Annotated in this window: 8 protein-coding genes; 6 read left to right on the top strand and 2 right to left on the bottom strand. The window is 71.3% G+C overall.

Translation table 11 applies throughout. The features are described 5' to 3' along the window. The first annotated feature begins 60 nt into the window (after nt 1–60). From ACIPUC_RS10590 to ACIPUC_RS10565, 6 genes are all read left to right on the top strand, one after another. On the top strand, nt 61–522 hold the full coding sequence (locus ACIPUC_RS10590) for a DUF5709 domain-containing protein (protein WP_446588453.1): 462 nt from the start codon (nt 61–63) through the stop codon (nt 520–522). A gap of 257 nt (nt 523–779) precedes the next feature. After that, nucleotides 780–2,396: an MBL fold metallo-hydrolase gene (locus tag ACIPUC_RS10585; protein WP_446588451.1), complete on the top strand. Its 1,617-nt coding sequence runs from the start codon at nt 780–782 to the stop codon at nt 2,394–2,396. A gap of 101 nt (nt 2,397–2,497) precedes the next feature. Further along, nucleotides 2,498–4,288 carry an amino acid adenylation domain-containing protein gene (locus ACIPUC_RS10580; RefSeq protein ID WP_446588450.1) on the top strand — a complete coding sequence of 597 codons (1,791 nt, stop codon included), beginning with the start codon at nt 2,498–2,500 and terminating at the stop codon, nt 4,286–4,288. Continuing rightward, nucleotides 4,285–6,042 carry an NAD(P)/FAD-dependent oxidoreductase gene (locus tag ACIPUC_RS10575; RefSeq protein WP_446588448.1) on the top strand — a complete coding sequence of 586 codons (1,758 nt, stop codon included), beginning with the start codon at nt 4,285–4,287 and terminating at the stop codon, nt 6,040–6,042. The genes ACIPUC_RS10580 and ACIPUC_RS10575 overlap by 4 nt, the downstream gene beginning before the upstream one ends. A 317-nt stretch (nt 6,043–6,359) precedes the next feature. Then, nucleotides 6,360–7,460 (top strand): ribosome small subunit-dependent GTPase A, encoded by a 1,101-nt coding sequence (gene rsgA, locus ACIPUC_RS10570; protein ID WP_446588446.1) that lies wholly within the window; start codon nt 6,360–6,362, stop codon nt 7,458–7,460. A 285-nt stretch (nt 7,461–7,745) separates the two neighbouring features. Then, nucleotides 7,746–10,169 (top strand): non-ribosomal peptide synthetase, encoded by a 2,424-nt coding sequence (locus tag ACIPUC_RS10565; protein ID WP_446588444.1) that lies wholly within the window; start codon nt 7,746–7,748, stop codon nt 10,167–10,169. A 91-nt stretch (nt 10,170–10,260) separates the two neighbouring features. On the opposite strand, the gene gntD is transcribed toward ACIPUC_RS10565, so the two are convergent. Together gntD and ACIPUC_RS10555 are read right to left on the bottom strand one after the other, a co-directional pair. Further along, entirely contained in the window at nt 10,261–11,298 is a 1,038-nt protein-coding gene (gene gntD / locus ACIPUC_RS10560) for a guanitoxin biosynthesis L-enduracididine beta-hydroxylase GntD (protein WP_446588442.1), read from the bottom strand. 36 nt (nt 11,299–11,334) lie between these two features. After that, nucleotides 11,335–12,927, bottom strand: a complete 1,593-nt coding sequence (locus tag ACIPUC_RS10555) for a condensation domain-containing protein (RefSeq protein WP_446588441.1) — start codon at nt 12,925–12,927, stop codon at nt 11,335–11,337. Nucleotides 12,928–12,958: the final 31 nt, after the last annotated feature.

Raw genomic sequence — 12,958 nt, 5'->3', positions numbered from 1 at the left:
CGTCCGCGCGCGGGGCCCACGTCCCCGAGCGCGGTGGCGCGTGGAGGAGAGGAGACGGCCATGAAGGGATCCGACGCCCGCGGCGACGACGTCTACCAGCCCCAGCCCGAGGACGAGCCTTCGGAGGGGCAGCCGGACCTGGACGACGCCGTGGGGGAGCCGACCACCGACGACATGCTCGACCAGGGCTACTCGCCGCCCGAGCGGCCCTACGCGAGCGACGACTACGCCACCACCGGCGAAGAGCAGCGGAGAGGGGAGAGCCTCGACGACCGCCTCGCCCGGGAGGTCCCCGAACCCGGCCCCGAGACGGGTGACGGCATCGGCGATCTGGCCGACGGTGAGGGCGAGCCCATCGATCCGCAAGCGGGTGGTGTCCGGGCGGGCCGGCTGGCGCCCGCCACCCATTCCCCGCACGAGCACGACGTGCTCGCCCACGATGTGGGCATCGACGCGGGCGCAGCCTCCGCCGAGGAGGCCGCCGTGCACGTCATCGAGGAACCGACCGAAGAGCGGCCGTAGCGGCCCTGCCCCTGCCATCGGGCATCCGGGACCCGGGCTCGTCGAGTGCCGGGTGCCGGAGCCTGGCGCGAATACATCCCCGAATACATCCGCGACACACGTGACGCCGGCTGAATTCGCTCCATGTAATCCATGCCGCCTTGATTTCTCCTTGAGCTGCTCTGGGGCCCCCATTCAGAGATGCATCAGCAGGGTGATCGCCGGGCAATTGTCCTGCTAAATTGCCGGATTCATGAACCGACAGTGAGGGAATTGCCGTGCCCGCACACCAGAAGCTCTATCTCCGCCCGTCCGCGGTGGCTCAGCCCCTGCTGCACCGCTGGTACGCGTGGCCCTATCTCCTGGCGCCCCACACCGGCGCACTCAATCTGCGGGACCGCCTGCTGCCGATCGTGGACAGCTACTTGAAGGCACCTCACCTCCACGACGCGGTCACCTCGGACCCACACCGCTACGGCGCGCCCTTCCTCGACCCCCAGGGCGCCACCCTCGACGAAGTCCAGGCGGCGCGCGAGGCCATGGTCAAGGCGGGCCAGGCCAAGCTCCAGCTCGCCGACGACATAGACGAACTCCGTGCCCTGCTGCGGGAGAAGGCGGTCGGCGGGCCGATGGAGCCGCTCTATCCCTTGGTTCCCCACTCTCTGCGCGGGCGGGTCGAGCTCGTCTACGACACCGCCCATCGGCCCGACTTCCGCTTCTTCGAGGCGCTGATGTACAGCTCGCCGGCGCACGAGCGCCACGGCCAGTGCGTCTCCCTCACCGCCGCACCGAGCCCCCAGCCCTTCGTGTACAGCAGCCCCGTCCTGCCGCGGCCCGACCGCCTGGACATCGACGTGCCCTTCGACTCCCCGCTGTGGGACGAACTGTTCGCGGCGCGCCTCGACCCCGTCGACGTCCCGCACCTCGCACAGCGCCTCGGGGTCGCCGATGCCGACCTCCCGGCGTTCACCGCGCTGTTCCACGACGTGCCGCCGGCGCAGCACACCCCGCCCGCGCCCGGCGACGTCCGGGTTCGGTACTTCAACCACGCAACCGTGCTGATCGAGACCGGCAACGCGTCCGTCCTCCTCGACCCGCTCATCGGCTACTCCGGCGACGGCTACGAGCACTACACCCTCGAGGACCTCCCCCGGCACATCGACGCCGTCGTCATCAGCCACTTCCACTCCGACCACTTCTCGCTCGAGACGCTGCTCCAACTCCGCACCCGCATCGGCACGATCCTCGTTCCCCGCGCCTCCGGCGGATCGCTGCCCGATCCCAGCCTCAAGGCCATGCTCCAGGCCCTCGGCTTCTCCGACGTGCAGGAGCTGGCCGAACTCGAAACCCACCGCGTGGCCGAGCACGTCGAGGTCACCGCCCTGCCCTTCGTGGGCGAGCACGCCGACCTCGACATCCGCACCAAGATGGTGCCCCTCGTCCAAGCCGGCGGCCGCAGGCTCCTCTTCGCCACCGACATCACGCCGCTCGAGCCCGCGCTGTTCGACAACGTCCCCGGCCTCACCGAGACTCCTCTCGACGCGCTCTTCATCGGCCTCGAGTGCGTCGGAGCCCCCCTGAACTGGCTGTACGGGCCGATGCTGGAAGGGAAGCTCTCCCGTGAGCACAACACCGGGCGCCGGCTCAAGGGCAGCAACGCCGCCCAGGCCGACGAGCTCGCCCGGCAGCTGGGCGCCCGTCACGTCTACGCCTACGCCATGGGCCTCGAACCCTGGCTCAAGCACCTCACCGGCTCCGATTACGACCCCGAGGCCGAACCCGTGCAGCAGGCCGGCGTCCTCACCCGGCTGAGCGCCGAACGCGGCGTCACCGCCGAGCTCCTGCGCGACCGGGCCGAGCGCACCTGGACCGCCGTCGACCCGGCGAAGCCGTAGGCCCGACGTGCACTCGAGCGTTAATAGAGGGCCCTTCGATCGGTGAGGACTAGTCTGCGTGAATCGAGAATTAATAATAATTCGGCAGGGGGCGTTTGTTGATGAGCCATGACGATCCGAAGACTCTGACTCTCCTTTTTGAGGAATGCGCCAGAAGATTTTCGGGTCATACTGCCCTGGAATTTGAAGGCGAAGCCCTGAGCTACGGCGAGCTGAATCGCCGGGCAAATAGGCTGGCACACCACCTGCGGGACACCGGCGGAGTCCGCCCCGACGACCGGGTGGCGATCCTGGTCCGGCATCCGCCGGACGTGATCGTCGCCATGCTGGCCGCCCTCAAGGCCGGCGGTGCCTATGTCCCCCTGGACCCCGACAACCCGCCCGCGGTGACGCAGCGGATCGTCGAGGCCGTGGCTCCCAGGGCCATGGTGATCGAGTCGTCGGCGGCCGCCGGCGCGATGTTCTTCGACGGCGAGCTCTTCGTTCTGGACGTCATGGGCGGCGCCCTCGACACGCCGGACTCCGACCCCGAGCCGGTGGCCGCCCCCTCCGACCTCGCATATGTGGTGTACACGTCGGGTTCGACCGGGACCCCCAAGGGTGTGGCCGTCGAACACCGCGCGATCGTCAACACGGTGACGTGGCGCAATTCCTATTACGGATTCGGTCCGGAAGACGTGACTCTGGCCATTCCGCGGCCGTCTTTCGACAGCGCGGTGGCGGACACGTTCTGCGCCCTCACCTCCGGTGTGCGCCTGCTCCTGCCGCGCCGGGACCGCATCACCGACCGGCGCTACCTCACCGGCCTGATGGAGGACCGGGGTGTCACCCACTTCCTGATCACCCCCATGCTGTACAAACGCCTCCTGGAAGGCATGGAAGCCCAGCGGGTGACGTCCCTGCGGTGCGTCACGATCGCCGGCGAATGGTTCACGGCGGGTCTGACCCAGGAGCATTTCCTGCGCCTCCCCCAGGTGCGCCTGTACAACGAGTACGGACCCTCCGAAAATGCGGTCTGCTCCACTGTCCACCGCCTCGCGGCCACCGACGAGCGCGTGCTCATCGGCAAGCCGATCGAGCACACCGAGGCGTTCGTCCTGGACGAGGACGGCGCGCCCGTGGGCCCCGGCGGACTCGGGGAGCTCCACCTGGCCGGGGCGGGTCTGGCCCGGGGCTACCTGGGCGATCCGGAGCTGACCGCGGAGCGGTTCTTCACGCCGTCCTCGCCCCCGGCCGCCGGGAAGCGCGTCTACCGCACCGGGGACATCGTCCGGCAGCACGAGAACGGTGACCTCGAATTCATCGAGCGCCGGGACGGCCAGGTGAAGATCCGCGGCCGCCGCGTCGAGCTGGGACACGTGGCCCAGGTCCTCTCGCAGGACGTCGCGGTCGGCCACGTGCACGTGATGCGCCACGCCACCGACACGGAGACGCCGCTCCTGATCGCCTTCGTCCAGGGGGCCACCGCCCGGGACGTCGACCGCCTGCGCGCCATGGCGCAGGAGAACCTGCCGGAGTACATGGTCCCGTCGGCGATCATCCCGGTCGACACCGTGCCGCTCACCGGCCACGGCAAGGTCGACGGCACGGCCCTGGTGGCCCTGTACGCGGACACCGTCGGCCAGGGCGCGGCGGGCCCGGAGCCGACGACAGCAGCGGAGGCCGCGCTCCTGGAGATCTGGCAGGAGCTGTTCGCGCCCCTGCACATCGGCCTGGACGACGACTTCCTGGACCTCGGCGGCGACTCCCTCAGCGTGATGGACCTGCTCTCGCGCGTGGAGGCGCGGATCGGGGTCCAGCTCGACGTCTCGGACCCCTACACGGACCGGACCATCCGGAGCCTGGCCCTCAACATCGAGAACCGACAGAACGACAAGGTGGGTACAAAGTGAGCAGGCAAAGCGGTACTGACTCCGTGTTCGGCGGTGTCGACTACGACGTGGTCATCGCGGGCGGCGGCCTGGCCGGGCTCTGCCTGGCCAAGCAGCTCAAGGACGCGCAGCCCGAGCTCTCCCTCCTCGTCCTGGAGCGCGAGCGCTCACCCATCCCGCTGTCCGCACACAAGGTCGGCGAGTCCTCGGTCGAGGTGGGCGCGTACTACTTCCACCACGTCCTCGGTCTGTACGACTACCTGGAGGAAGAGCACCTGGAGAAGCTGGGGCTCCGGTACTTCTACGGCGGCGGCTCGGGCCTCCACGAGGAAGCCGAGTTCGGCGTCAACCGCTTCCTCCCGGCGAAGTCCTACCAGCTCAACCGCGGCTCCCTGGAGGAGCACCTGCGCGTGGTGGCGGCGGATGCCGGGGCCGAGCTGACGCAGGGCGTCAAGGTGCTCGACATCGAGCTCGGCGAGCAGGACGCCCCGCACCGGGTGACGTACCAGGCCGTCGACGAGGACGGCGCGCAGCCGACCGGCGTCACCTGCCGGTGGGTCGTCGACGCCACGGGCCGGCACCGGCTGCTGCAGCGCAAGCTCGACCTCACCAAGCGGTACCCCAAGCCCCACAACTCGGTCTGGTTCCGGCTCGAAGGCCGGCTCGACACCGACGAGGCGGTCGGCGCCGAGCACACCGGCTGGCACGACCGCATCACCGAACCGCGCTGGCACTCCACCAACCACTTCATGTTCGAGGGCGGCTGGGTGTGGGCCATCCCGCTGGCCCCCAACCACACCAGCGTGGGCATCGTGGTGTCCGACGAGCTCCACCCGGTCACCAAGTTCAACCGGATCGAGAAGGCCATCGACTTCGTCGCGGAGCGCGTTCCGGGATTCGAGCCCGCCATCCGCGAGCTGCCGGTCCTCGACTTCCGCGTACTGAAGAACTACAGCCACTCCTCGCAGCAGGTCTTCTCGCAGGACCGCTGGGCGTGCGTCGGCGACGCCGCGGTCTTCGCCGACCCCTACTACTCCGTGGGGTCGAACCTGATCGGCTACGCCAACAGCTTCGTGACCGAGATGGTCGGCCGCGACGTGAAGGAGTCCTTCGACGAGGGCTTCGTGCGGTACGCCAACCGCTGGTTCCTCTCGCTCGCCGAGGGGCTCACCCTGAACATCCAGGGCTCCTACGCCTTCCACGACAACGCCGTGATCATGTCGTTGAAGACGATCTGGGACTACTACGTCGGATGGTCCTTCTCCGACCCGCAGTTCTACGGGAAGACCTTCCTGGACGAGTCGGCGAGCACCACGCTCAGCGCGCTCGGCGCGCACGCGGTGGCCACCCAGGGCACCATCATGAACCTCTTCCAGGCCTGGGCGCGCAGCTATCGCGGCGTCTTCGCATTCGACTACATCGACTACTACGACGACGTGCCCACGCTCGCCCGGCTCTTCGAGCAGAACCTGCCGGGTGACGAGATACCGGCCTTCGGCACGGTGCTCACCAGCGTGCGCGACGGTCTGGAGCGCATCGAGGAGCTGGCCCACGTCATCTTCTACCTCGCCCTCGAGGACGCCCTTCCCGAGCGCCTCGAAGAGATCCGCTCGCGGGGCTGGCTCAACGTCTCGGCACTGAGCCTGGACCCGGAACGCTGGGAGCAGGACGGCCTGTTCGCGCCCAAGAGCAAGCCCAGGCTCGACGAGGTCGAGGCCCTGGAGAAGGAACTGCGGGCCCTCTACCACAGCGCCCCGACGCCCGCCGGACAGTAGCAGCCGCACCGCCCGCTCACCCGGGCCAACACCCGGTGAGTGGGCGGGCACCGTCCCCGACGGCGGACCTCTCCTTCTGCATCTCGAGTTTCGATCCAGCGGTGCTTGAGCGGTGTTGCGGGCCTTCCAGGGCTGTCGTAGCGTCAAGTGCATTGCATGCCTCTGGCGTCGGAGCCGGCCGGGGTGGGCGACCCGCATGTCACCACCGTCGTAGCCGCGCCCGAAGAGCAGCCCCACTCCTCCGCCCCTTGTTCAGCAGCCGGTGCAGCCCGACTCGCGTGCGCCGGCCGGAAACGCCTCCCGAAGGGCTCATCGCGTTGCGTCACTCATCGACATCGGCCGATTCGATCTACCCGCGGCCGCTGGAGGCCTACGGATGGTCCCCTGAGCTCGACGGCCAATTCGCCTCCGTTGCCGACCCCTCGTGGCTGCCCGGCCGGGTCATTCGGGTCGACCGGGGCCGTTGCGACGTCGTGATCGCCGACGGCGACTCCGAGGTGACCGTCGTCCATGCCGACACCGGTCCGGTCGCGGACCCCGACCCGATGAAAATGCCGTGCACGGGCGACTGGGTGGCGGTCCAGGCCGGCGCGGCCGGCACGTACGTCCAGGCGCTGCTGCCTCGTCGCACGGCGATGGTCCGCTCCAGCGCCTCGCAGCGCTCCGAGGGCCAGGTGCTCGCCGCCAACATCGACACCATCGGCGTCGTCGTGGCCCTGGACACGGAGCCGGACCTCGGCCGGATCGAGCGGTTCCTCGCCCTCGCGTGGGAGAGCGGAGCGCAGCCGGTGATGGTCCTCACCAAGTCCGACCTCGCCGAGGACGCGGACCGGGTCCGCGAGACGGTCGAGCAGGCCGCGCCAGGGGTGGACGTCCTGGTCGTCAGCGCCACCACCGACGACGGCATGGACATCCTCGCGGCCGTTCTGACGGGGACGAGCGTCCTGGTCGGACAGTCGGGCGCGGGCAAGTCCACCATCGCCAACGTGCTGCTGGGCCGCTCCGTGATGGAGACCCAGCAGACCAGGAGCGACGGCAAGGGCCGCCACACCACGACGACCCGCGAGCTGATGCCCCTGCCGGGCGGCGGGGTGCTGATCGACACTCCGGGCATCCGCGGCGTGGGCCTGTACGACGCCGCCGACGGCCTGCAGCAGACGTTCTCCGAGATCGAGCAGCTCGCCGAGGACTGCCGGTTCCGGGACTGCGAGCACGTCGCGGAACCCGGCTGTGCGGTACAGGAGGCCATCGAGGACGGCATGCTGCAGCAGCGCCGCCTGGACAGCTACCACAAGCTGATCCGAGAGAACCAGTGGATCGCCTCGCGGAGCGATGCCCGCCTGCGCCAGGAGCGCCTCAAGGCGCTGAAGACGCAGGGCAAGGAAGGCATGGCCAACATGATCGCGAAGCGCGGCTGACGCGAGGCAGCGGCCTGGCCGGAGTACCGGGCGCCCGAGTTGCGGGCCGCCCGGTACTCCGGCCCGACAAGTGCAAGGGCACCCTGTGGTGTCAGCGGTGACTCGCGTACCGGCTCGGCCACGGCCCGCCGGTGCGCGGTCCGTTCGCGTCCCACCTCGGTGACGGGTGTGCCCGCACGTGCCCGATGCGGTGTTCGAAATCCATGGCGGTCCATGCGCCGTGGAGAACGCCGCTTGGCCGACGGGCAGTTGTCTTCATTCGTCCTCGAGCAAGGGAATGTGCCCATGACGTCCGACTCTGTGGTGCCCGCCACCACGATCCGCCCTCGACGCACGGGTGCCGCGCAGCCGGCGCGGGCCCACGCCGGGCTCGCGCTGACCGCGTCCGCCGTCGACGGCCTGGCCAAGGTCTCCGGCGGGCGCCCCCTGGAGGAACTGGTCGCCCTCACCGCGGCGACGGCAGTGGTGGTCGGTGCGGCGGAGCACACCGACGAGCCGGTGGTGGCCGTGTCCGGCCCGGCCGGGCCGGTGCTGTCCGGGATAGGGCTCGCCGCCCGGTCCACCGTCGGCGATCTGATCCGGGCCGCCGACGCGTCACTGCGCTCGGCGCCCGTGGTGGCCGACGAGGACGCGGCACTCGCCGGCGCGGTGCTGGTCCGCTCGGCCCGGGTCGGCACCGGCCCCGCCCCCCGTGCGTCCCGGCGGGACGTCATCGAGCTGAGCCTGACCGAGCCCGGTGCGGACGGCGTACGCGAACTGGTGGCCGAGGCCGGACCGGATCGCGCCGAGGCCTGGTTCCTGGAAGTCCTGCTGCGGTCGGTGTCCCGTGTCCTGGCCGGGTTCGTCGATCCGCACGGTCCGGCCGCCGCGCTGCCGGCGGCTGCGGCGGACGACGTGGCCGCGGCCACTGCCCTCGGCCGACGCGGTTTCGCACCACAGGGCGTCACCACGACGCTGACGGCGCCGATCGAGGAGACGGTCCGCGCGAACCCGGACCGTACGGCCGTCGTCGCCGGCGCCGACACCCTGACGTACCGCGAGTTCTGGCGGGCCGCGCAGGCCGTGGCGGCGCGTCTGCGGGCAGCGGGCATCGGACGGGGACACCGGGTGGGGGTGCTCACCGGCAAGACGGTCCACGCCGTGCCGGCGATCGTCGGGACCCTGCTCGCGGGCGCGGCCTACGTGCCGCTCGACCCCAGGTCACCGGCCGCGAGGCTGGCCGAGATCCTCGACGACGCCGAGTGCGGAGCCGTCCTCGCCGCGCCCGACCTGCTCACCGGGCTGCCCGGCGGCCTCACCACCCCGGTGATCGACATCCAGGCCGCGGCCGGCGGCCCCGCCGCCCGGCCCGGGACCGACTGGCCCGGGCCGCTCCCGGACGACCTCGCGTACGTGGTGTACACCTCCGGGTCGACCGGCAGGCCCAAGGGCGTGGAGATCCGGCACCGTGCCGTCGCGAGCTATGTGCGCTGGAAGGTGCGCAACCACGGGCTGGACCTGGATACGAGGGTGCTGCAACTGCCGTCGCTGGCGTTCGACAGCTCGGTCGCCGACCTGTTCCCGGTGCTGGCCTCCGGCGGCCGCCTGGTCCTCGCGGACACGCACCAGCTGCTGCCGCGTCAGCTGGCCGAGCTGGCCGAACAGCACCGCATCACCCACCTCACGACCGTCCCGAGCCTCTACCGGGTCCTGCTGGGCGAACTCGCGCGTGCCGCGGGCTCACTGCGCGCCGTCACGGTCGCCGGCGAGGCCACGACGCCCGATCTGGTGCGCCGCCACCACGAACTGCTGCCCGGGGTCAGGCTGATCAACGAGTACGGGCCGACGGAGAGCTCGGTGGGCGCGACCGCGTTCGACCACGGCACGGCCGCCGGACCCGGCCTCCCGATCGGGTGGCCCATCGCCAACACCGTCGCCACCGTGACCGGTGCCGACGGCCGGGTCCTGCCGATCGGATTCGTCGGAGAGCTCAGGCTGGCGGGACACGGCCTCGCGGACGGATACCGCAACCGGCCGGAGCTGACGGCAGCGGCGTTCGTGGCCGACGCCGAGGCGCCCGGAGGGCGGAGCTACCGCACGGGGGACCTCGTGTGGTGGCGCCCGGACGGAATGCTGGAGTTCACCGGGCGGGCCGACGACCAGGTGAAGATACGCGGCCACCGGGTGGAACCCGGTGAAGTGGAGAGCGTGCTGGGACTGCTGCCGGGAGTCCGGCAGGCGGCGGTCGCCGTGGTGAGCGGCCCCGACGGCGCTCCGGCGCTCGCGGCCTGGATCGAAGCCGTGGACACCACGGTGGAGGAGATCAGGGCGGGGGCCAGTGCCGCACTGCCGCCCGCGATGGTGCCGACCTCCATCACGCTGGTCGACGAGCTGCCCCGGATGGTGAGCGGCAAGATCGACCGGGGCGCCCTGGTACGTCTCGCCGAGAGCGCTGCCGCCGCACCGGCGTCCTCCCCGTCGCGGACGGGAGCGGGAGGCGACGGGCTGGAGGCGAAGGTCGGGGCCATCTTCGAGGAGGTCCTCGCCTCCGGCCCGATCGGTCCCGAGGGGGACTTCTTCGAGGAGGGCGGGCACAGCCTGCTGGCGATCTCCGTGATCGACGCCGTCGAGAAGCAGCTCGGCGTGAGCATCGACATGGGTGACTTCTTCGACACCCCGACGGTCCGCGAGGTCTCCGACCTGATCCGGAACGCCAAGCCGGACCACTAGGCCGTCTAGGCCGCGCCGAGACGCCACGCACTGTGCCCGGGGCAGGGTCGCCCCGGGCACAGTGCGTGGCGTTCCGCCGTGCGGGCGCCGGCTAGCCGATCAGGCGGGAGCCGATGGACCGGCGCATGGCACGGGACTTGCGGAGGTCGTGGGTGACGTTGACCCGCTTGAGCCAGCGGTCCGTGCCGTCGTAGCGCGCCTCGAAGGCACTACGGCTGTGCACCACCCGGTGGTTGTTCATGAAGACGCAGCTGCCGGCCTCCAGCGGGCAGTCGGTCAGGCCGGCGTCGAGCAGCTCCGCCACCGCCGCGAAGGCCCGTACGGCCTCCTGGTCCTCCTCGGGCGCCGACATGTGCGTCGCGTCGAAGCACAGCAGGGGGTGGGACCGGGAGCCGGTCAGCACGGGCACCGGGCCGAGCCCGTCGATGAGGCGCGCGATGTTCTCGAAGACCAGCCGGTCCTCGTCGGTGCGCACCGTGTTGTTCTGCGGCAGGTGCGACGTGTCGGGAACTATGCGGAACCGGCTCTGGAACAGGACGTCGAGGACGTCCTGCGGCAGCTCCGAGAAGTCCGCCTCCGCGACGGTGACCGGCACGGCGTCGGGGTTGCGCAGCGCTGACAGGATGATGTAGTCGGCGCGGTGGGGGTGGAAGGCGTCCTCGGTGTGCAGGGTCAGCGGTGTCTTGCTGCCCGTGCCGAGCAGCTCGCGCTCGTACTGGCGGATCGGGAACACGTCGTTGACCAAGTGCCCGTCCTGCTGGGAGGCCCAGCCGAACGGTTCGCCGAGCAGCGAACCGTAGAGGAGGACGAGGATCTCCTCGGGCAGTTCGTGGTGGATCCGGGTCTCGTCCTTCCAGTGCGCGGGCGTGGGCCCGATGCGCTCGTCGTCCACCAGATGGCCGTTGACCGCGCAGAAACCGCGTGCCTGGTCGAGGGAGAAGGCGCGCAGGAAGCGCCGGACCCGGACGGGCAGTCCGTCGGTGAGCAACGGCAGTTCCTGGAGCAGCCGTTCGTCGTCGGCCGCGCGGTACCGCTCGGCCAGGCGCAGTGTCAGTTCGGACACCTGCCGGGCCTCGGCCGCGGTCAGCCGCAGCTCTGTCCCGGTCCGGGGCTTGACGGACGTCGTCATGGTTCATCTCCTCATGTGCAGGGGCAACAGGTCGGGTCAGGCGTCGAACCGGAATCCGCTGAAGGCCCGGTGCGCCGGCGCCGCTTCGGACTCCGGCTCCGCGGGGTCCCGCAGGAGGCGCGCCACTTCGTCGCCGAGCCGCCGGGCCACCCGCTCGGCGGTGTCCGCGGCGTAGCGCACGGTGTCGTACTGGAGCCACAGCCGCATGCCGTCCGCGTGTTCCACGAACTGGAAGGACAGCTCGAACATGCCGACGCGCTGGGGTATCGGCCCGCCGCGCAGGGCGATCCCGCCCGGCGGACACGGTCCGGTGTCGATGCGGGGATACAGGGCCACCCAGACGTCGAAGAACGGCGGCCGTCCGGGGGCCCGCGGGGGAGCGAGCGCCGCCACGAGCGTGTCGAAGGCCACCTCGCTGTGGTCCACCGCGTCCACCGTGCGCCGCGCGACCTGTTGGACGAGGTCGTCCGCCGACATCTCGGCCCGGACCTCCAGCCGCAGCGGGGCCGTCGCGACGTGGAAGCCGACCGCGTCGTTCGCACCGAGTCGGGCCCGCCGGTCCACGGGCGTGCCCAGACAGATGTCCGTGCTGCCCGTGATCCCCGCCAGGGTCCGGGCGACGGCGGCGGCCAGCGGCACGAACGGGCCCGCGTGGTGCCGCCTGCCCAGCTGCGTCAGCCGGCGCAGCACGTCCGGACCGATCTCGCGCACGGCGATGGCGGTGGCGCTGCCGGCCCGCTGCGTCCGCGGACCGTGCACCGGGAGGGGCAGCGGCGCCGGAGGGGGGAGGAGCACGCGACGCCAGTGGTCGAGCGCGGCCTCCTGATCGGTCGAGCGGTGAGCGGGCCGGTCCTCGGGCGGCCCGGCGGCAGCCGGGTCCGCGTAGGCCGCCACGAGTTGCGTGGCGAGGATCTCCAGGCTGCGTCCGTCGCACACGAGGTGGTCCGCGAGCAGCAGGAGCGACCACCGGGCGTCCGGGCGCAGGAACAGGGTGGTCCGGGTGAGCGGGCCGGCCGACGGGTCGAAGGGCACTGCGAGGCGCTCGTCCACCAAGGAGTCGAACCGGGTGTCGTCCGGGTCGTGCCCGCGCAGGTCGACGACCTCCAGCGGCGGCACGTCGTCGGTGACCACCGCCCGGGGTTCGCCCTGGGCCTCGACGAACACGGTCCGCAGCGCCGGGTGGCGCCGTGCCAGGCCGGCCAGCGCCGCCGCCAGCCTGTCGACGTCCACGGCGCCCTCGCCGTCCAGCAGACAGGGCACCGTGTAGGCCCCGCAGTCGCCGTCCCCGCGCTGCCGTTCGAGCCACAGCCAGCGCGTGGCTTCGGCGACCTCGTGTCCGGGCAGCCCAGCGGCGGGCCGCCGGCGCGGGGCGGGCGGCTCGGCGGGTTCCACTGCTCCGGGGCCGAGTTCGGCCAGCGCGGCCGCGAGCAGCGCGGGCGTCGCGGCGTCGAAGATGTCCCGCACGCGGACCCGCACGCCGAAGGCCTCTTCCACGGCCACGGCGAGGTCCAGCGCGGACAGGCTGTGTCCGCCGGCGACGAAGAAGTCGGTGTCCGCCGTGACGTCGTCCAGTTCGAGGGCGGTGGCGAACAGCTCGCACAGCCGCTGCGTCAGGCCGGGTTCCGTCATGGTCGCCGATCCCCCGTGCCTGGGGGCGGTG

This window comes from Streptomyces sp. LARHCF249, assembly GCF_052871255.1.
This window is presented reverse-complemented; position numbering and strand designations above follow the sequence as displayed.

What these genes read in the sequence shown, in the direction of transcription:
- gntD (WP_446588442.1), bottom strand. Translation starts at nt 11,298, where the DNA reads ATGACGACGTCCGTCAAGCCCCGGACCGGGACAGAGCTGCGGCTGACC.
- ACIPUC_RS10590 (WP_446588453.1), top strand. Translation starts at nt 61, where the DNA reads ATGAAGGGATCCGACGCCCGCGGCGACGACGTCTACCAGCCCCAGCCC.
- ACIPUC_RS10580 (WP_446588450.1), top strand. Translation starts at nt 2,498, where the DNA reads ATGAGCCATGACGATCCGAAGACTCTGACTCTCCTTTTTGAGGAATGC.
- ACIPUC_RS10555 (WP_446588441.1), bottom strand. Translation starts at nt 12,927, where the DNA reads ATGACGGAACCCGGCCTGACGCAGCGGCTGTGCGAGCTGTTCGCCACC.
- ACIPUC_RS10565 (WP_446588444.1), top strand. Translation starts at nt 7,746, where the DNA reads ATGACGTCCGACTCTGTGGTGCCCGCCACCACGATCCGCCCTCGACGC.